The sequence below is a fragment of the Acidobacteriota bacterium genome (assembly GCA_016715115.1).
Taxonomy (GTDB): domain Bacteria; phylum Acidobacteriota; class Blastocatellia; order Pyrinomonadales; family Pyrinomonadaceae; genus JAFDVJ01.
Window position 1 is genome coordinate 446,809 of record JADKBM010000004.1, and the last position, 24,045, is coordinate 470,853.

24 protein-coding genes are annotated in these 24,045 nt (G+C 50.6%); 7 read left to right on the forward strand and 17 right to left on the reverse strand.

Features of this window, described 5'->3' with window-relative positions; all coding sequences use genetic code 11:
• Positions 1 to 220 precede the first annotated feature (220 nt).
• Positions 221 to 1,120, reverse strand: a complete 900-nt coding sequence (locus IPN69_04190; protein ID MBK8809913.1) for a glycosyltransferase — start codon at positions 1,118 to 1,120, stop codon at positions 221 to 223.
• A 176-nt stretch (positions 1,121 to 1,296) separates the two neighbouring features.
• On the opposite strand from IPN69_04190, the gene IPN69_04195 reads away from it, so the two are divergent.
• Both IPN69_04195 and IPN69_04200 read left to right on the forward strand, forming a co-directional pair.
• Positions 1,297 to 2,295, forward strand: a complete 999-nt coding sequence (locus tag IPN69_04195) for a glycosyltransferase (protein MBK8809914.1) — start codon at positions 1,297 to 1,299, stop codon at positions 2,293 to 2,295.
• Positions 2,279 to 3,409 carry a glycosyltransferase family 4 protein gene (locus IPN69_04200; GenBank protein ID MBK8809915.1) on the forward strand — a complete coding sequence of 377 codons (1,131 nt, stop codon included), beginning with the start codon at positions 2,279 to 2,281 and terminating at the stop codon, positions 3,407 to 3,409. Before IPN69_04195 ends, IPN69_04200 begins: the two co-directional genes overlap by 17 nt.
• An 18-nt stretch (positions 3,410 to 3,427) precedes the next feature.
• Here the strand turns inward: IPN69_04200 and IPN69_04205 are convergent, their stop codons facing one another.
• The 12 genes from IPN69_04205 to IPN69_04260 form a co-directional block, all read right to left on the reverse strand.
• Complete coding sequence (locus IPN69_04205; GenBank protein MBK8809916.1) at positions 3,428 to 3,865, reverse strand: WxcM-like domain-containing protein; 438 nt, start codon at positions 3,863 to 3,865, stop codon at positions 3,428 to 3,430.
• A gap of 30 nt (positions 3,866 to 3,895) precedes the next feature.
• A complete protein-coding gene (locus IPN69_04210) occupies positions 3,896 to 5,005 on the reverse strand; it encodes a DegT/DnrJ/EryC1/StrS family aminotransferase (protein ID MBK8809917.1) in 1,110 nt (369 codons plus the stop codon).
• Positions 5,006 to 5,015: 10 nt separating this feature from the next.
• The gene (locus tag IPN69_04215; protein ID MBK8809918.1) at positions 5,016 to 5,570 is read right to left on the reverse strand and encodes a GNAT family N-acetyltransferase; all 555 of its coding nucleotides are present in this window, start codon (positions 5,568 to 5,570) and stop codon (positions 5,016 to 5,018) included.
• A 35-nt stretch (positions 5,571 to 5,605) separates the two neighbouring features.
• The gene (locus tag IPN69_04220; GenBank protein MBK8809919.1) at positions 5,606 to 6,589 is read right to left on the reverse strand and encodes a glycosyltransferase family 2 protein; all 984 of its coding nucleotides are present in this window, start codon (positions 6,587 to 6,589) and stop codon (positions 5,606 to 5,608) included.
• Positions 6,586 to 7,779 (reverse strand): glycosyltransferase family 4 protein, encoded by a 1,194-nt coding sequence (locus IPN69_04225; protein MBK8809920.1) that lies wholly within the window; start codon positions 7,777 to 7,779, stop codon positions 6,586 to 6,588. Before IPN69_04225 ends, IPN69_04220 begins: the two co-directional genes overlap by 4 nt.
• Positions 7,776 to 8,534 (reverse strand): methyltransferase domain-containing protein, encoded by a 759-nt coding sequence (locus IPN69_04230; protein ID MBK8809921.1) that lies wholly within the window; start codon positions 8,532 to 8,534, stop codon positions 7,776 to 7,778. The genes IPN69_04225 and IPN69_04230 overlap by 4 nt, the downstream gene beginning before the upstream one ends.
• 43 nt (positions 8,535 to 8,577) lie before the next feature.
• Positions 8,578 to 10,140 carry a flippase gene (locus tag IPN69_04235; protein ID MBK8809922.1) on the reverse strand — a complete coding sequence of 521 codons (1,563 nt, stop codon included), beginning with the start codon at positions 10,138 to 10,140 and terminating at the stop codon, positions 8,578 to 8,580.
• Between the two features lie 80 nt (positions 10,141 to 10,220).
• Positions 10,221 to 11,174, reverse strand: coding sequence for a glycosyltransferase family 2 protein (locus IPN69_04240; protein ID MBK8809923.1), 954 nt, complete (start codon positions 11,172 to 11,174; stop codon positions 10,221 to 10,223).
• A 65-nt stretch (positions 11,175 to 11,239) separates the two neighbouring features.
• On the reverse strand, positions 11,240 to 12,136 hold the full coding sequence (locus IPN69_04245) for a class I SAM-dependent methyltransferase (GenBank protein ID MBK8809924.1): 897 nt from the start codon (positions 12,134 to 12,136) through the stop codon (positions 11,240 to 11,242).
• A 164-nt stretch (positions 12,137 to 12,300) separates the two neighbouring features.
• The gene (locus IPN69_04250) at positions 12,301 to 13,902 is read right to left on the reverse strand and encodes a flippase (GenBank protein MBK8809925.1); all 1,602 of its coding nucleotides are present in this window, start codon (positions 13,900 to 13,902) and stop codon (positions 12,301 to 12,303) included.
• A gap of 248 nt (positions 13,903 to 14,150) precedes the next feature.
• Positions 14,151 to 14,429, reverse strand: a complete 279-nt coding sequence (locus IPN69_04255; protein ID MBK8809926.1) for a hypothetical protein — start codon at positions 14,427 to 14,429, stop codon at positions 14,151 to 14,153.
• A 176-nt stretch (positions 14,430 to 14,605) separates the two neighbouring features.
• On the reverse strand, positions 14,606 to 14,791 hold the full coding sequence (locus tag IPN69_04260; protein ID MBK8809927.1) for a hypothetical protein: 186 nt from the start codon (positions 14,789 to 14,791) through the stop codon (positions 14,606 to 14,608).
• On the opposite strand from IPN69_04260, the gene IPN69_04265 reads away from it, so the two are divergent.
• The gene (locus IPN69_04265; protein MBK8809928.1) at positions 14,779 to 15,300 is read left to right on the forward strand and encodes a transposase; all 522 of its coding nucleotides are present in this window, start codon (positions 14,779 to 14,781) and stop codon (positions 15,298 to 15,300) included. The two genes, IPN69_04260 and IPN69_04265, sit on opposite strands and share 13 nt — an antisense overlap.
• Before the next feature lie 298 nt (positions 15,301 to 15,598).
• Positions 15,599 to 17,692, forward strand: coding sequence for a M3 family metallopeptidase (locus IPN69_04270; GenBank protein ID MBK8809929.1), 2,094 nt, complete (start codon positions 15,599 to 15,601; stop codon positions 17,690 to 17,692).
• A gap of 84 nt (positions 17,693 to 17,776) precedes the next feature.
• On the opposite strand, the gene IPN69_04275 is transcribed toward IPN69_04270, so the two are convergent.
• The 4 genes from IPN69_04275 to IPN69_04290 all read right to left on the reverse strand — a co-directional run bounded on the left by IPN69_04275 (position 17,777) and on the right by IPN69_04290 (position 19,647).
• Positions 17,777 to 17,953 (reverse strand): hypothetical protein, encoded by a 177-nt coding sequence (locus tag IPN69_04275; GenBank protein ID MBK8809930.1) that lies wholly within the window; start codon positions 17,951 to 17,953, stop codon positions 17,777 to 17,779.
• A gap of 188 nt (positions 17,954 to 18,141) precedes the next feature.
• Positions 18,142 to 18,693, reverse strand: a complete 552-nt coding sequence (locus IPN69_04280) for a hypothetical protein (protein MBK8809931.1) — start codon at positions 18,691 to 18,693, stop codon at positions 18,142 to 18,144.
• Positions 18,683 to 19,045, reverse strand: coding sequence for a PadR family transcriptional regulator (locus IPN69_04285; protein MBK8809932.1), 363 nt, complete (start codon positions 19,043 to 19,045; stop codon positions 18,683 to 18,685). The genes IPN69_04280 and IPN69_04285 overlap by 11 nt, the downstream gene beginning before the upstream one ends.
• A gap of 128 nt (positions 19,046 to 19,173) precedes the next feature.
• A complete protein-coding gene (locus tag IPN69_04290) occupies positions 19,174 to 19,647 on the reverse strand; it encodes an isoprenylcysteine carboxylmethyltransferase family protein (GenBank protein ID MBK8809933.1) in 474 nt (157 codons plus the stop codon).
• A 200-nt stretch (positions 19,648 to 19,847) separates the two neighbouring features.
• On the opposite strand from IPN69_04290, the gene IPN69_04295 reads away from it, so the two are divergent.
• The 3 genes from IPN69_04295 to IPN69_04305 all read left to right on the forward strand — a co-directional run bounded on the left by IPN69_04295 (position 19,848) and on the right by IPN69_04305 (position 23,720).
• A complete protein-coding gene (locus IPN69_04295) occupies positions 19,848 to 20,672 on the forward strand; it encodes an alpha/beta hydrolase fold domain-containing protein (GenBank protein ID MBK8809934.1) in 825 nt (274 codons plus the stop codon).
• Positions 20,673 to 21,115: 443 nt separating this feature from the next.
• Positions 21,116 to 22,564, forward strand: coding sequence for an amidohydrolase family protein (locus tag IPN69_04300; protein MBK8809935.1), 1,449 nt, complete (start codon positions 21,116 to 21,118; stop codon positions 22,562 to 22,564).
• 7 nt (positions 22,565 to 22,571) lie between these two features.
• Positions 22,572 to 23,720: a hypothetical protein gene (locus tag IPN69_04305; protein MBK8809936.1), complete on the forward strand. Its 1,149-nt coding sequence runs from the start codon at positions 22,572 to 22,574 to the stop codon at positions 23,718 to 23,720.
• Positions 23,721 to 24,045: the final 325 nt, after the last annotated feature.

A 24,045-nucleotide genomic window follows, 5' to 3' on the forward strand; every position in this document is an offset into this window, starting at 1 on the left:
TTCCCAATCGATGCCTTCGGCCGCAAGTTTCGAACGTTCGGCCTCGACATCCGTTCGGCTCCAATTTGCTTTCGGATTGGTTTCAAACGTTAGGATAGATACGTCCGTGCCCCCTTTTCGAATCTCGCGAAGATACGGCAGAACCTGCGTTTGAACCAATGGCTCGCGCAGACTGAAATAGCAGACATAGAGCGACTTCGACATAGAGCACCATAACCGGCTATCTGGTTAGCCATTGTTTACGTTTGATTACACGCAAAGGGTATGAAAGAAACCCGACAATTCCCTTCGGGCTGTACCGCAAACTCGTTGCCATTGTTCGAATGAACGAACTGTAATCTCCCGCATGAAAATAACTTCCAGCTAGAACAGCGTAAAGCTTCGCATATGCTGTATTTCTAAGGACCAGTATCGTATTCGGCCCGTTCGCATATATCTTGTCAAAAGCGATCAACATTGCCCGCTCCATTCGCGGTATCTCCAAGTGAACGTTTCGACCGTGATTCCGATAGCCGACAAGAACTTCAGGAATAAATCCAAGCCTCGCTTCACATGCAATCCGATAACTTAGTTCCCAGTCCTCAGAAGGATGCAGTTCCTTTCGTGCGTCATAACCTCCAACCTTGTCGAAGACGCTTTTTCTGATCACACTAGTACTGCCCGGACCCGAGACGACAGGTTCGAACCGAAGAAAATCCTGGGCACACCAACCGTTTCTTCCGTTTAGGTATTGACCAATAATCCTCCCAGACGAATCGAACTCCTCCATTCCGCACATAACAAGTCCTAAATCTTCGTCGTTCTCAAACAACTCAACCTGCCGCTCAATTTTTGTAGGGTGCCAGTAGTCGTCCGCGTCCAGAAATGCAATCAGCTGGCCAGTTGCGCGGGCGGCTCCGGCATTTCTTGCTTCGCCGACACCCCGGTTCGGTTGTTGAATGACATGAACCTCCCGGCCAAAGCTTCGCAATACCTCGAGACTGTTATCCGTCGAGCCGTCGTCGACAACAATTATCTCGTCACAGGCGTACGTCTGATTGAGCACACTCTGAATCGCTTCGCTCAGGTATTGACCGTAATTGTAATTCGGGATGATGACGCTTACTGTGAACTTGACCATTGCATTCGTCACAAGAATCTACGCGCTCGAAGCTCGGCGCGTTTCTTTTTGTTCAATTAATAATACTGCATCATCCAGAATAAAACTGCACCATTTAGCGATTTTGCGCGCACTGCTGAAGATTGCTTATTTTTGTCTTTCTTTGTATCTTCGATAGTGTCGTGCCTCAACGAGGTGTGAACATACTCGTCAACGCAATGCCCAAAGCCGAACTTCCAAAGGTCTCCGTATGCATGATCGCCTACAATCAAGAGAAGTTCATTGGTCAGGCAATCGAGAGCATTCTTCGCCAAAAAACAGATTTTCGTTTTGAGATAGTTATCGGAGATGACGACAGCACCGACGGGACTGGTGCAATCTGCAACGACTACGCAGGAAGATTTCCAGAAACGATCAAATACATTCGTCGTGAGCCAAATGTCGGTATGATGGCTAACTTCGTCGCGACGCTGATGGCGTGCGACGGAGATTATATTGCCCTATGCGAAGGCGACGATTATTGGACCGATGAAAGAAAACTTCAGATTCAAGCCGATTATTTGGATGCAAATCCGGACACGGCCCTTTGCTGTCACAATCATTTCGTCTTAAGCAACGGCAGGCTTTGCGTCGCAAATCGTGAAACCGGCGAAGACCTCAGAACCGTGACAACCGAGGACTATATGCTCAAGCCGTTTTTTCACACGTCAAGTTACTTCTTCCGCAAAGCAGCTCAACCGCAACCGTATCCCGACTGGTTTTTGGACGTGTTGGCCGGCGACCATTTCCTTGTTGTACTTTTATCTCAGCATGGAGAGATTGCATATTTGAATAGGCTCATGTCGGTTTTTCGCAACCATGGAAACAGTGTTTCCTTTAGCCGTAATCCTCTCGATATCAAGAATAATTTCATTCGGAGTTTACGTGTTTTCGATGATTTTTCGAACGCCAAGTTTCAAGCAACGATTGAGTTCGTGATAAGGAAATGGGAGCTGATCTACTTTGTTTACGAGCCGGTCGGTTATTTGGATCGCGTGTACTTTCTATTGAGCAACTTTGGCTTCTATCTATCGAATTTCAGACAGGTGGGGGGCATTAAGCTTTCGATGAAATACGTGCTTCCGCAGTCGCTAATCGTAAAGATTCAACGTCTACTATCGAGATCGAGGAAGAAGACAAATGCAATATACGAGTAAGCGGCGCAAGGTCGTTTATGTTATCTCACAGATCGAAAATGCCATTGGTTTCGAGTGGATTGCTGAAAACCTCGATTCGAGCCGCTTTGAACTGGTTTTCGTGATGCTCAATGACAAACCGTCGCCATTGGCGATCCGGCTCCGCAAACTGGGAATCAGGGTTTATGAAGAACATTTCCGAACCAAGCGTGATCTACCGATGGTTCTTTTGAAGCTCATCAATATCCTGAGAAAAGAGAGGGCCGAGGTCATACACACCCATATGTTTATCGCGGATATTGTCGGTCAAGCCGCAGGAAAATTACTCCGAATTAAACCCCGGGTCTATACTCGGCACAGTTCTAACGAGAATCGTAAGTACCACCGGAAGCAGCGAATCGACCGATTCGTTAACGCGTCAAGCTCGCACGTCATCGCCATCAGTAAGAATGTTGAGAGAATACTGGTTTCCGAGGAGAATGTGTCGCCTGCCAAGATTCGGCTAATTCATCACGGATTTGATCTCGCTCGGTTTGATTGTGTGGCCGACGAGGAGATTGCGGGCCTCTCCTCAAAATACAACCCTAAAAAGAAGAGTCCAGTTATTGGAGTTGTCGCGCGGTACTCACATTGGAAGGGAATTCAATACGCGATAGAGGCTTTCAAACACTTAATCAAAGATCATCCGAATGCGCTTCTCATATTGGCGAACGCAAAGAAAGGAGACTATAAAGATGAGATCGCAAGTCTTTTGAGAACGCTCCCGCCTGACTCCTACCATGAAATCGAATTTGAAGCCAACTTGTTTGCACTTTACCGCCTATTCGACGTTTACCTCCATTTGCCCATTGATCCTGAGCTAGAAGCCTTCGGCCAAACCTATGTCGAGTCACTGGCCGCGGGAGTTCCTTCCGTGTTTACATTATCGGGCGTTGCGCCTGAATTTGTCAGAAACGAGCAAAACGCGCTGGTCGTCGAGTTTTGCGACTCAGACGCGGTATATCGAGCAACGTCGAGACTCTTATCAAATCCTGAGCTTTGCCAATCGTTGTCAAATCGAGGAAAGACGGATGTTCGCGAAATGTTCTTACTGGCGGGTATGATACGAAAACTTGAAGAACTGTACAGCGAATAGGGGACGGTAATTTCTCTATTATTGATTGAAGTCAAAATCTTCGAAATCTGCCGAGTGCTCATCGTTCATTTCGGCTGTCCACGCAGGATTCGGCATATTTAAGACGAGCGCTTCCTCATCACCCAAACACTGAACCGCAGCAGGCACACCCGTTGGAATCTCAATCGACCTGTATTCATGGGATTCGCCGCTAAGAAAAACGACGTAGTCGCCGTCAACTCTCAATACTACGCGGACGTTTCCTTTGATGCAGGTGAAGAATCCAGTGCGAACGAAATGAAGATGCGGTCCTTTGATCTTTCCTGGCAAAACGGTGGTCAGGTATACTTGTCTCGGTTCCTTACCTTCCGCAAAGAAACCGTCGTGCTCATTGAATAAAGGCACGAGGAAGCCGTTTACCTCGCCATCGCCGTCGCGAGTAACGAACTTCGGATGCGTTACGGTTCTGATTTCCATAATCTCGACTATAACCCGCTTGGGGCATTCTCAAACGTCAAATTTCTTGACCGTTTCGATGATGAAAGCAACCTGATCAAGCGTCAGATTTGGATGAAGCGGAAGACTAAGAGAGTCCTCGTTAAGGATTTCGCTATTTTGAAGAACACTGCGGCTCTTATACAACTCATTCAAATGCAAAGGATGGTATCGAAGGGTCGTGTAAATCCCATTTTCGAACATATGGCGCGCGAATCTGTCGCGATTCGGAACGCGGACGACATATGTGAAGTATGAATGCTTTTCATGTGGTTCCGCGTCAATCGGGCGAACGATCCAGGAAACGTCCGCGAATTCCGACTGGTAAGTTCTCCAGACCATTTCTCTGAAGGCTTGCAGTCGATCGATTTTTTCTAATTGCGCGAGGCCTATTGCTGCGGCAATGTTGGTGGGGAGCATCTTGATAAACGGCTCCTTAATATTGTATTCCCACCAACGATCCTTTTTGCCCGCGCTCGCGGCGGCGGCCTCGAATCCGGATTTTCCGATGCCACAATAACGAAGCACTTTTGCTCGCTCCATCATCTCTGAACTTTTGGAGGTGATTCCGCCCCCTTCGCCAGTAGTCAAGTTCTTGACTGCATCAAAACTAAAAATGCCGACATCTGCGATGGCACCACAAGGTTTACCGTAATACTTCGAATCAACAGCATGGGCCGCATCTTCGATAATCGGCAAACCAAGCTCCAAAAGCGGATTCATATCCACTGGTTTACCCGCAAAATGGACGACCATAATCGCTCTGGTCTTATTCGTAATAGCTTCTTCAACCGTCCGGCGACTGACATTCAATGTATCCAATTCAACATCGCAAAAGACGGGCCTGTGTCCTGCCAATAGGATCGCCTGAGCACACGAGACCCAAGTGAACGCGGGAACAATAATGTCTGAACCTTTTGGTAGGTCTAACAGCGTTACGGCCATGTATAGAGCGTTCGAACCGCTGTCCACCATCGCGAAATTCTCAATCCCCAGCCTCGCAGAGAACTTCTCTTCGAACTCGTTGACCTTCTTCCCAAAACCCATCCACTGGCTTTCGAGAACAGCAGCCACATTTGCAATTTCTTCTTCGCCTACTTTTGAACCAAAAACTGAAATCATTCTAAGCTATTTATTTGTCTCCCAACGTATTTCTAACATAGGTAAACTCGGACGCCCGATTCGCGTCCAGTTGCATCAAGCAATAATCCTGAGCGCCGCCGATTGTCGAAAAGCCATTCGATTCGTACCACTTAATCGCTGGATTACTTGTGAGAACCTTACAACGAATCGGGAAGCCGGGAAAACTGTCACGTGCAAACGCCAACATCGTTTGAAAGACATCGCCCATCGAAAACGAACTCGGGTCAATTCGACGGGATCTAATTATGTTGTAGATGTCCGTACAACCTTCCTCGGGAAGGAACCGAAACCCCATACAACCAATTCCTTCCCAAGAACCGTCGACGGTTTGCTCCACGATAAACATATGGTCGCCTTGGCGATTCATGAATGATTTGAACCATTTCTCCTGCTCCGAAGGAGCAATGTCCCGCTGGAGAAAAAACGACCTCTTGTTCAAGTTCTTCCAAACCCGCAATGATTCGATATCTCGATGTTCGACCGGCCTCAGGCGGAAATCCCGCTTCTTATCGGAAAACAGAACGTAGTCATAGAGTTGGTCCATATCGAGAATCTCTCCCGTTCAATGACGAATCTAAGTCATCGTTTCCCGCCAGCGAATCGACGTAATCCTTCCCGATATCCAGCCCAATAAAACGCGCTTGCCATCAAACCGATAACGAAGTTACGCTCTGAAGACTTAAGGATTCGGTCACTGATCTGGACGTATTTCAAAAGGCAATTTCTCCCTATCCTGGAAGCCGCAGTCATTTTCAGGATGCTCCTTACCTGGAAGGCTCCGAGCGAATCCAAACTCGACTTCAGCGCAGCAAATCGTTCAAACGCAACAATATAAGGATATTTGGAGAACGCCTCGGCGGTACCTAGTCCGTACTTAAATTGTTGTTCGGCAAGCCATCCCAATCTTAGGTGATGATTATGTATAACACAAATATGTCGAGCCCGATTAATCGGGATTCCCAAAGAATGGAATCGCGCTACAATTTCATATTCCTCGGCGGCAGGTATTGCAAGATCATCCTGATACAGCTTTTCGAGTTTCGGAAGTTGAGCTTTGTTTACCGAAAGCAACCCGCTGGTAATCGCATCAACCTCCTCAAATTCTTCATTCTGAATGATCGAATCATATCCGTACAAATGCCGGGCAAATTCGTGCAGGGATTCAGACTCGTGGGAAATAAATGGATAACTTCCGAAAATTACCGGCATATTGTGCCGCCTGTGAGCTTCGAGAAACTGCTTTAATGTATCCCGTTTCACGATGATATCGTCGTCAAGGAAAAGCACAATTTGAGAACGGGCTTCTGCAAAACCCCGGTTCCTGGTCGCGCCTATTCCGCGGTTCGGTTGTGTAAGCAATCGCAAGTCAAACTTGAATGGGATTGATACAATTTGCGAAAGCGCGGAATCCACCGGATTCGGGGAACCATCGTCGATTACAATTACTTCGACGCCCGTCAACCCTTCGACATCGCTCCGAAACACGCTTTCAACCGTTTCAATAACCGTGTTATTTCGGTTGTATGATGAGATAACGACGCTCAAATCATATGTTGCGTTCATACTCCAATATCGAATCTCAAGCTCTTCAAGAGTTCGGAATGCGACAAACTTTGACAGAAGTTTTCCTCAATTTTCTTCATCGCATTCTTACCATATTCCATCCACCTGTCACGCTGTTCCCACATCCTTTCTAGCGCGTCCTCGACGCCCGGCGCGTCCGCTGACCTCGCGAGCCAACCCGTTTCCCCATTAATGACTAACTCTGGAATACCACCGACCGGTGTGCCCAGCGAAGGTCGCCCGCATGCCATGGCTTCCAGCATTGCAAATGGCATACCTTCTGATCGCGATGGCATTAACAAGACATCGCTCTCTGCGATTTCTCGAAAAACATCGGACGTGTGAGGTCTAATACTTATTCTATTTGGGCTAATCTGGTAATAAGCAATTAATCTCTCCAAATAGAATTTTCCAAAGTCGGATACCCCTACGAAGGTCATTCGCCAGTCCCTCTTTTCCCATTCCCGCCCAGCCAAAGCTTCAAGCAACAAATGCTGTGCTTTATCTTGCGGTGAAAATCGTCCAAGATTTAAGAAGCGAGCAGTCCCCTCGATTCTGGGAAGCGATTGCGCTGCAACTTCACTAGCCTTCAACATTCTTGTCTCCGACATCGCGTTAACCGTTCTGAAAGTATTGTCAAGCGTTTGGCCGATAGATCTCTCAAGTGATTTTCGATTACGGTCAGAAACAAACACCAGGCGCTGTGCAGATATAGCAACGCCGGTTACAAGATTGACTTCTTGTTCAGACGAAAGAAAGAAATCCTCGTAGCCATGTTGCAGGATGATCCAGTACGGTATCCGAAGATCTTTACAAATGTCGACAGCGTACGAAAGATCTTTCAGGTCCGCAAGCGCCGCAACGTTGAACCAAACTAAATCCGGTTGAGACCGGAGAATAGTATTGTACCAAGGCAGTGTGCGTGAGTTACGCAGTCTCCCAAGATCCAACATTCGATACACGTTTCTTCGGATGAAATGGTTGTTGAAATGTTTGTAAAACGTGGTCTCAACACCCAACGCATTCAGTTCCGCTCCTTTCGACTTTGTCACAGGACTTTCGGCCAGCGCCACGCCGAACCGAACAACCGATCTCACAATTTCGTCTGAAATGAAATCAAACCAAAAACTCTCCGAACCGGCCCAAAATGGGTATGGGTTGAGTGTGCTGAAAAGCTGAATCTTCTTCATACGTCAACGTTGAGGTCACGGTGCCGAACAGCGCAAGCAACGAGTCCGAGGTAAAATTCGTGACCTGGTGTCTCGGATAAAACAACCCGATTTCCCGGAAAGAACCGATCCGCGACCCTTTGCCACACTCCTGGAGCACGATGAAACAAAACCCTAAGTGGCCTCAGAAAGAGATTGAACAGAAATGACGGGGATTCGAACCAGCCGCTATAGCGTTGAATCAAATACATCAACGCGCGTGTGTTTGTCGTTAGCTTGTACACTTCCACAACCGCAAATCCAGAACGCTCCAGGTCACGCTTTAGGCCATCCGCAGTCCACCGCTGAAAATCGAAAGGACATCCATGATCCGGATATGTGCCATGTGTTGTGCAAATTAATCGGCCCCCAACCCTTAAGAGACGAAAACACTCATCAAAATACCTCGCCGAATCCTCTACATGTTCGGCCACTTGCGTTGAGAGGATTATATCGAATGCTTCATCTTCGGCGCCGATCTTGCTGTCCGACTCAATTGTATAATCGACGCCGTCTATCTCCTGAAAATCCGCCCGTTTATAGTCCGCGTTTGGAAAGAACGACCGGTACGGCGATCCGCCACACCCGTAATCCAGAATCACCAATGGATCCGCAGTTTCGTACTTCTTCAGAACCATCGCAAGGTCCGCAAGATGCAAATAGTCCGAGTCTCCGACCAACGGTGAAAGTCGCTGTCGAAGATAATCTTTTTCTTGAATCAAGAGTTCAGTAGACATTTATCTGCGCGAGTGCCCAACCTATGAGAGTGGCGTCCGTTCATCAAGATTTCGGCAACCCAAACAACCCCGTCAGCTTATCCTCAAACCAGTCTCTTTCAATTCGCTGCGTTGATCTCCTCCACGAGAAGTAGAAATACCCCACTAACGAGCCCAACACGGCCGGAATAAGCCAAAGCGAGAAATTATCATAAGCCACCGCCAGTATTACCGGAGGCGAGAGGATTGTGATACCTATAATCAGATTCCACAAGTAAGCCACAAAACTAAACGCAATTTCAGCGGATCGTTTTGCCAGCCAAATCGTTATGAACGCGTCAATTGTAACACGAAGGCTCCACGCCAAAGCAGCTCCTACGATGCCAAGAGAACGTACCAGCCAGATGACAACAAAAGCATAGACGATTAGTTCGCACCAATATAGTTTCGCCAAAAGATCGGATCGCCCGGTTGCCGTTAACGTACTGTACGCAACCAACGATAGGATATTAAAGAAAAGTCCGACGAGCAGCACGTAAAAGGGCAACGAACTCTCTTGGCCGAATTCCGGTCCCGCCCAGATAGTGAAGAAGGGCTTCGCGACAACAAAGAGGAACATGACCGTCGGCGGCAAGAGGATTAGATTCAGCCTGATGCCCCGCTCAAAAAGCGCATCGAACTCCCGTTTCTTTTTCTGCCCCGTCATAACCGAGAATGCTGGAATCAAAGACTGTGTGAGTGCCCAGGAAAACATAGTCGTCATGTTTGCAAATGTAAACGCGATTGAATAATGTGCCAATGCTTGCACTGAAACGTACCGCGGCAAGAAGAACTTCTCAAGGTTGATGAGCTGAATCGACGCTATCATCGCGATTAACCACCCACCGCCAAACCTAAGCATCGGTCCGATCATCTCGCGATTTAACCGTGGTCGAAGAATCTCGGGCAATAGGCGAAAAGACGAGAACAGTGTGCCAACGAGCGCAAGAACTGCCGCAAGAAATGCGATCCATACCGCCTCCAAAACGAACCCGCCGAGGTACAGGACAATCGGCGTCGCGATTCCCATAAAAACCCTAGGCAAAGCAGTCACTAGAGTGTTTAGATCCATTCGAAGTCGTGCCAACAAGGGGGTGTTCACAACTCCGGATAGTATCGCAAAAACAAACGAGACCGAGGTTATCTTTACTCCTAGGCTGCTGATTCGGCAGTATTGCTCCGGAATATTGAACCAGACACTCACAATCCAATCTGAGAATAGGAAAATCGGAACGGCAACAAACAGGGACGATGTCAGCGCCACCGCACTGGCGGTCCATACGATGGCCGCCTCACCCGCTCGATTTCCCTTTCCATATGCCTCCGAACCAAACTTCGTCGAAGCGACGCCCATCCCGAAATCCGCAAAACTGAAATAGGCCGGAATCAGACCGATCACCACCAAAACGCCATAAGCCTCGGAACCCAGAAAACGAATCACAATTGGAGTCGAAACAAGCGACGTTAAAAGAGGCAGTATCTGTCCGATCAATGTCCAAATGCTACCCTTGACGACCTTGGATGTGATCCCATCGCTCGTGTCGACAGTACAGACACGCTTCATCTTTTGAGTGTATTTAGTGACCAAAGTTGTGTATTGATGTCGTGCACAGAAAGATCTTTGATTATCTTGAATCACGATTCTTGATGTTCCAAGCGACTCGTTTTCTACTTAAAAATCACTCGTTCTGCTTTAGGACCCCACTTTCCAAAGCGTCGTAAGAAATAGTCCTTGTTACCCTGCAGAAAAGCGACGCTGTAATCTCTGGATAAGTGTCGTTTTCGTTTCGGGATGAGTTTCAAATAATTCAAGATGTGCCAAACAAGTTCCTTGGCCATCACAACATAGGAAAGCAGTTGCTGCTTTGGCGGCAGATTTTCCTCCATCCAAAGCAGCCGGTTTCGGGTGAGGAGATATGTCATTACCAAGGTCGGCGTTGACCCTCCAACTCTATGATAAACGCGGGCACTTGGTATCACATAGGATAGTAAGCCTCGACGTCTCATCCTTGCGCACCATTCAGCTTCTTCGTAAAACGCAAAATACCGCTCGTCAAGATACCCTACGGATTTTATTACTTCCGCGGAAACAAACAGGCAACATCCACAGGCGAATTCAGAAGTATACGGTACCGAGTTTGCTAAAGTCGCATAATCAGCATCATCGGACAGACTAAACGCGGCGACACCACTTTTCCAGTCGCTTTGCCATTTGGCTTTCGAAAACCACACCTTTTCGGTTTCTGGATACCGCAAGATTACAGGGCTCAATGCGCCAACGCTCTCAAGTCTCCCGCTCGCTTCGACGAGTTTAACAATTAAGTCGGGCGGGACAATCGTATCGTTGTTAAGCAACATTATGAAACCCGCACCTTCGTCAAGCGCGCGCCGGATGCCGACGTTACAACCCCCACAAAACCCGAGATTTTGATCCAGCCGCAGAACATCTACGACTGGATATTCGGCTTTTATCGTCTCTGCCTGATTCGCTAAAGACCCATTGTCAACGACGTGAACACGGAAATTCGGGTAAGCAAGCTTAGTTACCGTTGACAAACAAGTCAGGGTGTCGCTGAGGCCGTTCCAGTTAAGAATAATGATATGAACAGAAGGCGATTTCACAAGAATACAAAGAGAATCCGATTTAGCGATGCAAGGGCCGGCTCCGACCCACGAGTAGTGTTGGACTAGACAACTTTTTCCAAGACCACGACTTGTTCTGAGCCGACCTTTTTTCCGAAAAAAGTCAATATCGTTTGAAGTTTCAGACCTAACTTTTCAGCTAAGGATAATTCCGGTTTAGACGACTCCGGATTAAGTCCTAGTTGGTACGATTTCGAACTAACCCAAAGATGTCGCGCACAATTCGATGAAACCCTCTTTATCCTGAAACCAGAGGACTCGGCGAGTCGCCGAATTGCGTATGGTGAGGGCAAGATCAAGTGCCGCGGAACCTCCCAGGCAAACCAATCCTTTCCGTACCATCGGGAATCGATAGAAACCGGGTTCGGAAAGATAAGAACGAGTATTCCACGATTTCGCAATAGGCCGTGCAATCTCACTAAAACCTCGTTCGGGTTATCGAAATGTTCGAAGACATGGGACAAATAGATCAAATCGTAATGAGCTTCTGGTAGATCGATACTGCGAAAATCGCCGACGAATACGTTCAAGCCCGTACGGGTCGAAGCAAGTTCTGCGGCGTTTGGATCCCACTCCACCCCTTCAGCTATCCAACCAACCATCTTTAGCCGTTTCAACATCCAACCTGCGCCACAACCAACATCCAGCGCAAATCTGCCACTTTCTCCGCGCGGGATGCACTCGTCCGGAACAATCCCAAAGTACGTGCGCTCTCTTATGAACCTAAAGTGCGAAAGAACACGTCCAACGAACCTACGCAAGCCCGATTGGGAACCACCCTTGATTTCAACCGCAATTGTGTTTCGCATCCAACTGCGCCAGTTGGCATTACCGATCGAAACGGAATCTGGTTCAAGGTTGACTTCGGGTGTTTCGGGATCATACCTATATGGCGTGTATGCTGATGGATAACAAAGGTGCAGGTCGTCTGATATCACCATTGGATTTTGAAAGACCGACCGACAAGATTTACAACGATCATAAGAAAAGTCCCCGGGTGTGTTGTGTAATCTGTCGGGGGACGAAAAGAGACCATATCGATTCTCCGAGCCACATACGGGACACGCCTGCAGCCGTTGAGTTGTTGGAACAGTACTTTGACGAATCATTTTTGCATCCTGAACCAGCCTTCGAGTCTCATTCTAATTGACGTCCGTTCATAATGACGAAGGAAAAGATTCCAGATCATAGTCGAATAAACAAGAAACGAGAGCAATCCAATTGGGATTAGCCAATAAGAAAAATTGTCAACGAAAAAAGCGAAGATTAACGGCGGTGAGAGTACGATAAGACCGGCAACGACGAAAAACAAGTGATCGGAAAAACGAAACTCAACCCCTACTACTTTCTTACATATCAGAATGACGACGACGGAGTCGACAATGACACGCAAACTCCATGCTAATGCTGCCCCAATAATTTGAAATCGGAAAACAAGATATGTTGCTACAATCGCGTAACCCCCCAATTCGATCCAATAGAGCTTCGCAAATACATCGGTGCGCCCGAAGGCCGTAATCGCGCTATGTGAAACAAAGGCGAGGATATTGAAAAAAAGGCCAAAAAGAAGAATATAGAACGGGGCAGAACTGTTGAAGCCAAAATCCGAACCGGCCCAAGTCGAGAAAAAGGGCTTTGCTGCGATCGCCATCGTGCAAACGGCAGGTAGCAGCCATGTCAAATTCAACCTAACCGCACTCGAAAAGAGGTTCTCGAATTCTGTTCGGTTCACGGAAGTGAGGAGTTGTGAAAACGCCGGAATTAGAGACTGAATCATTGCAAATGAAAACATCGTCGCCATATTCGCAAAAGTAAATGCTACTGAATAGTACGCGAGCGACTGTACCGAAACAATCCGTGTCAGCACGATCTTTTCGAGATTGATCAACAACAATGCGGCAATGCCGCCGATTACAAGACCCCCGCCGAATTTCACCAACGGACGAAGATATTCTGAGTTGATCGACAACCGAAAAAGCTGCGGAAGCAATCTTCCAGAAATAAAGAGAATGCCGACGATGCCAACTATGGCAGCGAAAAACCCGACCCAGACCGCCTCGACAACGCCGCCGCCGAGATATAACACGAACGGCGTAAAGAGCGCCATCAATATCTTTGGCACCGAACTCGCCGCCGTATTCAAATCCATTCGCAAACGGGCGAGCATCGGGGTGTTTAAGACCGAGCTCAGGATGCCCAAGACGAACGATACGGATGTGATCTTGAGGGCGATGTTTGCGGCCGTCTGGAAATGCTCGGGGACGTTGAATGCGGTGACGATGGGCCAGGAAAACAGAAAGATCGGGACGGCGAAGAGGAGTGACGTGCAGAGGGCGATGACGGCCGCGGTGCGGACGATCTCGCCTTCCTTTTCCGGGTCACCTTCGCCGTAGGCTTCGGAGCCGAACTTGGTCGAGGCGATTCCCATACCGAAGTCGGCGAAGCTGAAATAGGTTGGGATCAGGCCGACAAGTATCAGTACGCCGTAGCCTTCGCTGCCGAGGAAACGGATCGTGAACGGGGTTGCGATCAGGGCGACCATCATCGGCAAAACCTGTCCGGCGAGCGTCCAGATGCTGCCTTTGACGACCTTGGTCGTCATTCCCTCGGTCGACCGGGCTACATTTTCACCGGCGGCGGGGATGATGTTGTTGGTTGGTTCGCTGATGCCTGACAAGTTCAATACCTTGAGATTCGGGGACTTCATTGGTAAGGATAAGTTCGATATGGCTTTGCGTCAACCCGCAAGAGTAACGCCTTCCCGCAAGAGTAACGCCTTTAGGCGTGACTTACGTTGAGCTACGCCAACGTTGGGTCACGCGTGAACGCGTTACTCTTGCGGGTTGAGCTTACGCCAACGTTGGGTCACGCGTGAACGCGTTACTCTTGCGGGTTGAGTTGAGCTCCGGTACTGTAATTCACCCACTCAGCGGTTGAATTTCATCCACTGAGTGGTTAAGATCTGCACTTTTCGAAGCGCACTTCATCACCGAACCACTGCCGGCCTTTTCCGGCAACATCGCAAAGCGGATGATGAAAGCGCCGCCACTTTGCGGCTTGCCGCCAGGATGAGCCGGCGCCAATAAACCTCAGCGGCGGCATAGCCGCTCTTTGTTTTGGGGCTTCGTCGGAAAAGCCGGGCTTTTCCGCAGATCCGGGCGGCAAGCCGCAATTTTTGGCAAATGATATCAATCCTGAAAGTAATAAAATCGGGTGCACCCGGTTATTTTTCACTTAACCTCGGAAAACTCTAGATTCTTACGGCCGCCACTTTGCGGCTTGCCGCCAGGATGAGCCGGCGCCAATAAACCTCAGCGGCGGCGCAGCCGCTCTTTGTCTTGGGGCTTCGTCGGAAAAGCCGAGCTTTTCCTCACATCCGGGCGGCAAGCCGCTGTTTTTGGCAAATGATATCAATCGTAAAGTAATAAAATCGCTTGCACTCGGTTATTTTTTCCTTTAACCTCGGAAAACTCAAAATTCTCCTCTTTGCGGCTTGCCGCCCGGATGTGCGGAAAAGCTCTGCTTTTCCCGGCGGCACCATTAACCTCAGCGGCTGCGCCGCCAAACTCAAGGATCTCATAAAATGAAAATCTCAATCGATAGTCCGCTGCACTATTTGACGTCCGTCACCAAGGACCGACTTCCGGTTTCTCGAACCGACAAGATCAAGGGTATCGTTGCCAAGGCTCTTGACGAGGCCCGGACGTCTTCCGGCGTCAAAATTCATGCCTACGTTATTATGCCCGACCATATGCATCTGATCACCGACGGTTCCCGCAAGGTCGCAGACACGCAAAGATATTTCAACGGCGTCACCGCAAGGCGCGTGATAGACCACCTCAAGAATGGCAGTTTCGAGACTTCGCTCTTGAAACTCAGACAAGAAAAGCGGCGTCGGAATCATCGGTATTCGTTATGGGATCATCACCCGAATGCGTTTTCGATCAACAACGAGAAGACGATGATGCAAAAAGTGAACTACATCCATCAGAATCCGGTTCGGGCCGGATTGGTCGAACGCGCAGAGGATTATCTATATTCAAGCGCACGGATCTGGCAGCGAAAACCCCTTGAAAATGAGCCTCTCCGGGTCGATATGCCTTGAGACGGCGGCATAGCCGCTTTTGTGGTTTGGGGACTGGCCCGGAAAAGCCGAGCTTTTCCGCACATCCGGGCGGCAAGCCGCAGAAAGGAGCAGAGCGGCAAGCCGCATCTCCGGGCCGCAAGCCGCACATCCGGGCGGCAAGCCGCGGGGCGGAAGGCGTTACCGTTGCGGCGGGGCGCGTGGTAAAATTATCCATACAAATTCAAAATAGGCCCGGGCATCGAACAAGAGTCGGGGCGGCTGATCAAAAGGAGTTTTTATGAAAAGAGTTTTTGTCGTTGTTTTTACTTTTCTCTCGATGGCTTTTGTGATGAACGAATTCAGAATCGAAAAACGGGTTCAGGCGGCGGAGACGAATCCGCTGCTGGCGGAATGGACCGGAAATTACGGCGGCGTTCCGGCGTTTGACAAGGTGAAGGTCGCCGATTTCAAGCCGGCGCTCGAGACGGCGATGGCCGAGAACCTGAAGGAGATCGACGCGATCGCGAATTCGGCCGCCGCGCCGACGTTCGAGAATACGATCGCCCAGATGGAGCGCGCCGGGGCGATGCTCGACCGCGTCGGGTCGATCTACAACGTCTGGACGAGCGTGATGAGCACGCCCGAACTTCGCGCCGTCGAACGCGAAATGGGGCCGAAACTCGCCGCGTTCAACGACAAGATCACCCAGAATTCCGCGCTCTTCAAACGGATCGAGGCGGTTTACAACTCGCCGAAGAAATCCAAATTGACGCCGGAGCAGCAGCGCCTTACGTGGCGCTATTACACGAACTTCGTCCGCGCCGGCGCGAAACTCGGCGAGACCGAAAAGAAACGTCTTTCGGAGATCAACCAGTCGCTCGCGGGACTCTACACGCGGTTCAGCCAGAATCTGCTGGCCGACGAGAATGATCCCTTTGTCGAACTCGGCTCCGAAGCGGACCTCGCGGGACTGCCGCAGTCTTTGCGCGACGCGGCGGCGGCGACCGCCGAATCCAAGGGAATGAAGGGCAAGTGGGCGATCGCCAACACGCGTTCGTCGGTCGATCCGTTCCTGACCTATTCCGACCGTCGCGATCTGCGCGAGAAGGTCTGGCGGATGTTCGTTAACCGCGGCGACAACGGCGACAAGAACGACAACAACGCGATCATTCCGCAAACGCTGCAGCTGCGCGCCGAACGCGCGAAACTGCTCGGTTTCGCGACGCACGCCCATTGGCGGCTCGATAATGCGATGGCGAAAACGCCCGAGCGCGCGATGGAGTTGATGGAAGCGGTCTGGAAACCGGCCGTCGGACGCGTCAAGGAAGAGGTCGCCGATATGCAGGCGCTCGCCGACCGCTCGGGAGCGAAGATCACGATCGAGCCCTGGGACTACCGCTACTATATGGAGAAGGTCCGCAAGGAACGCTACGACCTCGACCAGAACGAGATCAAGCCCTATATGCAGCTCGAAAAGATGCGCGAGGGAATGTTCTGGGTCGCGGGCGAACTGTTCGGATTCAACTTCGCGCCCGTCACGGACGTTCCGGTCAATCACCCGGACGTGCGCGTCTGGAAGGTGACGGACAAGAAATCGGGCCGTTACATCGGGCTTTGGTACTTCGACCCGTATGCGCGTACGGGCAAGCGTTCGGGCGCGTGGATGAACGCTTACCGCAGCCAGGAGAAGATGGACCGTCCGGTGACGACGATCGTTTCGAACAACTCGAATTTCGTCAAAGGAAAACCCGGCGAACCCGTCCTGATCTCCTGGGACGACGCGCTGACGCTGTTTCACGAATTCGGCCACGCTCTCCACGGGCTTTCGTCGAACGTGACGTATCCGTCGCTGTCGGGGACGGCGGTCGCGCGCGATTACGTCGAATTTCCGTCGCAGCTGATGGAGCATTGGCTCTCGACGCCGGAAGTTTTGTCGAAATTCGCGCTCCATTACGAGACCGGCAAGCCGATCCCGCAGGCGCTGGTCGACAAGATCAAAAAGACGACGACGTTCAATCAGGGCTTCGCGACGGTCGAGTATCTGGCGAGCGCGCTGGTCGATATGAAACTGCATCTCGCGGGATCGCAGACGATCGACGCCGACGCTTTTGAACGCGAGACGCTGGCGCAATTGGGGATGCCGCGCGAGATCGTGATGCGTCACCGGACGCCGCAGTTCGGCCACGTCTTCTCGTCGGACAGCTATTCGGCGGGCTACTACAGTTATCTGTGGTCAGACGTTTTGACGGCGGACGCCTACGGCGCGTTCACAGAGGGAAAGGGGCCGTATGACAAAAAGGTCGCGGCGCGGCTGACTCGTTATATATTCTCGGTCGGCAACACGATGGACCCGGCCGAAGCCTACCGCAAATTCCGCGGCCGCGACCCGCAAGTCGACGCGCTGATGAAGAAACGGGGATTTTTGAGATAGTGCAAAGTGCAGAATGCAGAGTGCATAGTGCAGAGTGCAGAGTGCCGGTCACTATGCACTTTGCACTCTGCACTTTGCACTAAGCTAAAAGAGTCTTCGCTGGCCTTCGATGACGCCGCGCATAATGCGTTCGATGTCTTTCGGGCCGGCCGCCGCGCAGTCCTTGAGGACCTCGCGCTTCTGTTCGGGGGTGAGGTCGCGCCACGTTTTCAGAAGCCCGGGGTTTTGATTTATCTCGTATATCGTCTGGTTGTCGGTCACGGATTGACTTCAATGATATCAGAACTACGCAATTCGTAAGAGTAACGCCTTTAGGCGTGACTAGCGTTAGCGTGGCTCAACGTCGGGGTCACGCGTGAACGCGTTACTCTTACGCGTTGGCGTGGCTCAACGTCGGGGTCACGCGTGGACGCGTTACACTTACGCGTTGGCGTGGCTCAACGTCGGCTTCAACATCCTTTCCCGCCAAGGAAACACGGCAACTGATCGGCAACGACGAACGTCCACGATGACATAATGATGACCAAGCCGAGCGATTTCAGCAACAATGGAAAAATCCAATCCGACACCGGACCCGTGCGGGGCGTGCGGAACAAAGAGATCGCGAGGTACGTGAAAATCGAAGCCTCAAGCCAGAGAACATTGAAGATCGCGAACGGAATGCCCGCCGGATATCCGCCGGAGTAAATGTATTCCGTCACGACGAACGGAAGGGTCGCGACAAGCCCGATCAACACCGACACCGAGATTCGAAGAAAAGCGTTGTTCATAACCGTGACGATCACGTCCAGAATGCGCTCTTTGAAAACTCCGGCCGATGTTTCGGCAAATGTCGACAGAAGAAATCCGATCGGAATATAGCCGATGGCCGATCGCTGTTCGCGGCACAGGTCGCGAAACGTCTGAAGCATCGATTCGCCCATCCGTTCTCTAAACGTCCGCGGGTAAAGCCCAAGCAGGTATCCGTAAGCGGCAACGGTCTTCCTCTCGTCAACCCTCATAAACGAAACTCTTCGGAAGCAGGTTCAGATCGCGCGCGAGCGATACGATGCCACTGAAACGATCAAGCTCGTCAGCGAGCGCCTTTTCGCCGAACCCGTTGATTCGATAATAGATCCGCCGTTCGTCGTCCATTGCCGGATCGATCCGTTTGCCGCTCTCTTCGATCAGCCCCGCGTCGAGCATCCGTTTGAGCGATCCGTAAAGCGTCCCGGCGCCCATCTTCACGTTTCCTTTTGAATCTTCCCTGACCTGCTTCATAATGCCGTAACCGTGCATTTCTCCGACCGAAAGTGCAAGCAGTATATGAAACACAGCGGGAGTCAGCACAGCTTTGTTGTTTCCGTCGAGCATAAAACACTATATCCGTGACGGATATAGTTTGTCAACAGGAATTCAATGTGCCGGGCGACGATCCCGGATCACGCCCCAGTTCTTCAATCTATTCGTAAGACCCGATGCTTGTGCTTTGGACGCCCAAGTCAAAACCAACGCCTGACCCGCTTCCTGTAATCATCCCAATCGTTCCCGAATTCCCGTTTCAAACGCGGTTCTTCGTGGAAAACGATGAAGAGATTGAAGCCGGTGAAGACGACCGCGGAGTAGCCGGCCAACACGAACGATCGATGAAACAGGACTTCACCCATCAACAACAGAATCACCCCGACATACATCGGGTTTCGGGAATACCGGTAGAAGCCTCTGACGACCAGGTTCTTCGTCGGGTCAAGAGGCGACAAGGTCCCTTTGCCATCGACAGCGAACTGCAGAATGCAGGTCACCATCAACGAAAAGCCGAGGATCATTAACGCAACTCCGGAAAACTGCCAAGATCCCCAGCCATCCGGCAGATACGGTTTGCCTTCGATCCTGAGCAAAAGATACGGGATCAATCCTGCAACCAGTCCCGGCTGCAAGATCGTGAAGACCAGATTGCGGAGCAACAAAGAAAACATAGACGCTCACCGGAACCGACAATATCAAGATTCCGGATTCAAGGAGTTTGTCGGAAGAAACTCAGTGTGCGGAGCACACGAACGAGCCGCGAAGGATTCAAGCGGGCGCGTGAAACACGCGGACTCGCCGACGTTCTCGCGAAACTCTTTCGGCTTTTCCCGAAAGGTTTGCGTCGTAATATATACTAAGAGCCAAGAATATGAGAGCCGGATTTTCGATAATGATCGCCACGCTTTTCAGCATTTTGCTTTTTGCCGTTTCGCACAACGCGCAAGAGGTCAGGCGAATTACCTACAACAACGTCAGCGTGGATGTCGTCATCGACAAGCCTGCGAACTATTTTGTCGATGTTTTGATCGCCTTTCCCGGAACGGTTGCGACGGACGATCAAACGCTTCCGGCGGCGAGGAATATCCTCCAGCGAACCAAGGAAATCACGAATCGAACGGATATGATGATCGTCAGCGTGGCCTATCCTCAGGAAGGTCGGCTGATGGGCGACAGCATTGCCGAAGCCGAAGCCGCTTTGCTCTGGGTCAAGGAAAAAAGCAGAAAAGAACTGAAACGAAAGGTCAGGAAGATCTTTCTGATCGGCCATTCACAGGGCGGATATATGGTCACCCGACTGAACACGATGCACGCTACCGACGGCGTGATATCCAACGGTCCGGGACCGCTCAATCTGGTTTATCGTTGCGGACTTGAAGAAAACGGCCAAGCCCCGCCGAGCGCCGTTTGCGCGACTTTGAGACAGACTTACGGAACAACGGTCAACAATCCTGCGGCTTATATGGCAAGATCGCTTCTGAGCTTTACGGAAGGCTACAGATCCGACATCCTCTTCGTCCAGGGTTTGCAGGACTCGCCGATCCAACTGGCTTCGTGGCCAACCTTCAAACAACAAGTCACCGACTGCACCAATTGCCAGAACCGACAGATCGTCGAGATCGCCAATGCCGGCCACACGGCGTTGTTTGAAAGCCCCGAAGCGATAAACGCCTACAACGCTTTCATCAATCGCTAGATCGAAGATGTTGTTTCCCGCCTTCGGGAATTGTTTGGCTATTTGTTCAAGAGGCGGCATCAACTCCCTTTCATCTCAGGCCTTCGTTTTTCCATACTTCCCCAAAACTGATTTGCATTCGCCTTACCCCGCAAATATGCGGTTTATCACAAACCAATTGTCGAGACGGCGAGTTTTCGGTAAGACTGGTGCAAGTTTCAGTCACGGGCGCGAGATCCTGAAGAATTGTTTCGGAAATCAACGCCGAATGTGCTCGACCGAGCCGCGACCCCGCATTTGAGGCAACGGTTGTAGTTTTTGATCGTCGCAAGTGCACTGATGATCTCTGCAAATGGTATTTTCAGCCAAACTGTGACCATATTCTGAGAAAAAACCAAGCGGAAAGAGACCGCGAGGCCGTCCGTTGGTTTAAGGCTTTTTTGAACTAGGGCGAATCATTGTTTATGAAGCGAAAATGGATTCAGAAATGCGATGTTGACCAAAATAATCTGCCGATACCGACGCAGATCATTTCAACCGAGGAATTTGCCCCGCCGGATCAGACCGTTGAACAGAAACGCGTCGAGCAGCGCCTGATCGAGATCGCGAATACGAGCAGCTCGCGTCTCGGGATCTCACGACGTAAGTTTCTCGCGGGCGCCGGCGGAATGGCCGCGGCGTTCCTGGCGATGAATGAGGTTTTCGGGAATTATTTCGATGTTTCGCAAAGCGAGCTCTACGAACCCCGCAGCAGCGACGAGAAGTTCCCGAAACGCCCCTTTATCTTCGATATTCACACTCACCACGTTGGCGCAAACAAGATCATCCAAACGCCACCGCTGATCCCGGGCTATCGGAACGCGGGAGGCGCCTGGGGCAATACGAGTCTCGTCGGTAAAGAGCACAAATGGGAAGACCTGTATTTGGCGAACTACATCAAGGAGATGTTTTTCGATTCAGATACTTCGATGGCCGTGATCACAGGACTTCCGGCGAAAACCGACGACCAGAATGTGCTTACGCCGTCCGAGATGTTTGAAACGCGCGCCGAAATCAACGGTTTGGCGAATTCGAAACGACTGCTTTCGCACGGGACTTTTTCGCCGGATCTGGGCAGATCTCAGCTTGAATCAATGGCCCGACAGTTCGAGCAATTGAAACCTGAAGCATGGAAAGGCTATCCGGGACAGCCTCTGGCGGATGGCAGCGTCGGCTGGTGGATGGACGATGAGAAGATCGCTTATCCCTTTTATGAGTACTCCCGCAAGATCGGGATCAGGAATATTTGCGTCCACAAAGGTTTGCCTCTGCCGGGCTGGGAATTGGAACATTCAAGCCCGCGCGATGTCGAAAAAGCCGCGAAGGACTTTCCCGATTTGAATTTTCTGATTTACCACGCCGGATTCAAAGGCGTCCGCGACGCGTTGCCGGCAGTCGAAGACGATTTCAAAACCGTGACCAATATCCCTTGGATAACTGATCTTTGCGAGATGCGAAAACGAAACCCACGTATGAAGAACGTCTATATGGATCTGGGAACGACATTTGGAATGACCGTGATCACACAGCCGAAACTTTGCGCCTATATGCTCGGTTTGATGATCCAGGCGTTTGGCGAAGAACACGTTTTGTGGGGAACGGACTCGATCTGGTGGGGCAGTCCGCAATGGCAGATCGAGGCATTCCGGCGACTGCAAATGCCGGAGGATCTCCAGCGAAGATTTAAGTTCAAGCCGTTGACGGACAAAGTAAAAGCAAAGATCTTCGGCTTGAATTCGGCCAGAGTTTACGGCATCGACGTCAAGGCGAAAATGAACGCGATCCCGACGGATCACGTGACGAAGTTAAAGGCGCAATATCAAGCTCAAGGCGCGAGTCCGTCGAACACGCAATACGGTTGGATTCGGAAATGAGGAACTTATGAAATCGGCAGTTGCATTCATCGTTTGGCTCCTGTTTTTGACTGCGTCCAACGTAGTCCTTGGTCAACAATCGTCTTCGATTCCGCCCGATTCGCCGCGTTGGGAGTTTCAGGGACAAGCCAAAGTGACCGAATATCTGGGGCGCGAAAGTATCTTTCTGAATGGCGGGGCGGCGGTGCTGAAAGATCTTGAGATGCGCGACGGCGTGATCGACGTTGATGTTGCAACTCCGGCAAGTCGCGGATTTTTCGGACCTCAATTTCGAATCACGCGGGACGGCAACAATGGCGAATGGGTTTATCTTCGACAACATAAATCAGGTCAGCCCGATGCGATGCAATACACACCTATTCTCAATACCGGACTGAACTGGCAGATATACAGCGGTCAGGGATTCACGGGCGCTGTCGAAATTCCGAAAAACGAATGGTTTCATCTGCGGCTCGAAGTCGCGGGAGCGCAGGCGAAACTTTTTGTCAAAGATATGAACAAGCCATCGCTTGTGATGGACGATTTGAAAACGGGAGTCCAAAAAGGACAAATTGCGCTGGCTGTCCTGACCGGCGCGACATATTTCTCAAACTTTGAGATTCGCGAAACTTCTCCCACGCTTTGGAGACGTAATTTGCCGCCGATGCCCGCGGGAACTTTGACCAAATGGAGCCTGTCGCCGTCGTTCGATGCACTGGCACGAAATCTCGAACATCCACTTACGCAAACGGAGCGCGAGGCCATCAACTGGCAGGAAGTGGAGGCCGAAGCACCGGGCATCGTCGCCATCAATCGCTATCTTGAAAGCCCGCATCCGCGGGTCACGTTTGCCGGCGACTGGTCAAAGCGGCTGGATCCGCAACCCGGAATGAGGGTCGTTTATGCGCGAACCAACGTTCAATCTGCGAGCGACCAGATCAAGAAGCTTTACATAGGTTATAGCGACGATGTCAGTGTTTTCCTAAACGGCAAAATTCTCTATCGAGGACGCAGCGCGCAAAATTTTCGCGACCCCGGGTTTTTGGGAATTATGGACTCGGAAAACGACGCGCTTTACCTTCCATTGAAAAAAGGAGAAAACGAGCTTGTGTTGGCGGTCAGTGAACTCGGCGGCGGTTGGGGATTTATTTGCCGGTTGGCGGATTTAGGTAAGTGAGATTCGTGATAACCAAAGGGCGAACGCTCGATACGGCGGATCGACGGCGAAGGGTCGGATTTCAAGCGTAACTTCCATTTTCAAGGGATTGATGAATATCAAATTTGCAACCAATTTACTCCTGGCGATCTTGCTTCTGATAGGACAGATGACCGGGATCGGAACAAGTCAAATAAGAATTACGACAAAATCCGGCCTGGAGTTGCTCGCAGATTCTCTGCCAAACAAATTCAAACGCGAAATAATCCTCTACACCGGAAATCAATTCTTTTCAATCGGAAGAGACTTGTTTGTCGTTCCGATAAGTGCTTTGTGGTCTGAATAT

Bases quoted from the DNA above. Each gene is read 5' to 3' on its own strand.
- IPN69_04250 (MBK8809925.1), bottom strand. From the start codon at position 13,902: ATGAAGTCCCCGAATCTCAAGGTATTGAACTTGTCAGGCATCAGCGAA.
- IPN69_04225 (MBK8809920.1), bottom strand. From the start codon at position 7,779: ATGAAGAAGATTCAGCTTTTCAGCACACTCAACCCATACCCATTTTGG.
- IPN69_04290 (MBK8809933.1), bottom strand. From the start codon at position 19,647: ATGTTTTCTTTGTTGCTCCGCAATCTGGTCTTCACGATCTTGCAGCCG.
- IPN69_04190 (MBK8809913.1), bottom strand. From the start codon at position 1,120: ATGGTCAAGTTCACAGTAAGCGTCATCATCCCGAATTACAATTACGGT.
- IPN69_04205 (MBK8809916.1), bottom strand. From the start codon at position 3,865: ATGGAAATCAGAACCGTAACGCATCCGAAGTTCGTTACTCGCGACGGC.
- IPN69_04305 (MBK8809936.1), top strand. From the start codon at position 22,572: ATGAAATCGGCAGTTGCATTCATCGTTTGGCTCCTGTTTTTGACTGCG.
- IPN69_04265 (MBK8809928.1), top strand. From the start codon at position 14,779: ATGAAAATCTCAATCGATAGTCCGCTGCACTATTTGACGTCCGTCACC.
- IPN69_04300 (MBK8809935.1), top strand. From the start codon at position 21,116: ATGAAGCGAAAATGGATTCAGAAATGCGATGTTGACCAAAATAATCTG.
- IPN69_04280 (MBK8809931.1), bottom strand. From the start codon at position 18,693: ATGAGGGTTGACGAGAGGAAGACCGTTGCCGCTTACGGATACCTGCTT.
- IPN69_04230 (MBK8809921.1), bottom strand. From the start codon at position 8,534: ATGTCTACTGAACTCTTGATTCAAGAAAAAGATTATCTTCGACAGCGA.
- IPN69_04200 (MBK8809915.1), top strand. From the start codon at position 2,279: ATGCAATATACGAGTAAGCGGCGCAAGGTCGTTTATGTTATCTCACAG.
- IPN69_04220 (MBK8809919.1), bottom strand. From the start codon at position 6,589: ATGAACGCAACATATGATTTGAGCGTCGTTATCTCATCATACAACCGA.
- IPN69_04285 (MBK8809932.1), bottom strand. From the start codon at position 19,045: ATGCTCGACGGAAACAACAAAGCTGTGCTGACTCCCGCTGTGTTTCAT.
- IPN69_04295 (MBK8809934.1), top strand. From the start codon at position 19,848: ATGAGAGCCGGATTTTCGATAATGATCGCCACGCTTTTCAGCATTTTG.
- IPN69_04210 (MBK8809917.1), bottom strand. From the start codon at position 5,005: ATGATTTCAGTTTTTGGTTCAAAAGTAGGCGAAGAAGAAATTGCAAAT.
- IPN69_04245 (MBK8809924.1), bottom strand. From the start codon at position 12,136: ATGGTGATATCAGACGACCTGCACCTTTGTTATCCATCAGCATACACG.
- IPN69_04270 (MBK8809929.1), top strand. From the start codon at position 15,599: ATGGCTTTTGTGATGAACGAATTCAGAATCGAAAAACGGGTTCAGGCG.
- IPN69_04215 (MBK8809918.1), bottom strand. From the start codon at position 5,570: ATGGACCAACTCTATGACTACGTTCTGTTTTCCGATAAGAAGCGGGAT.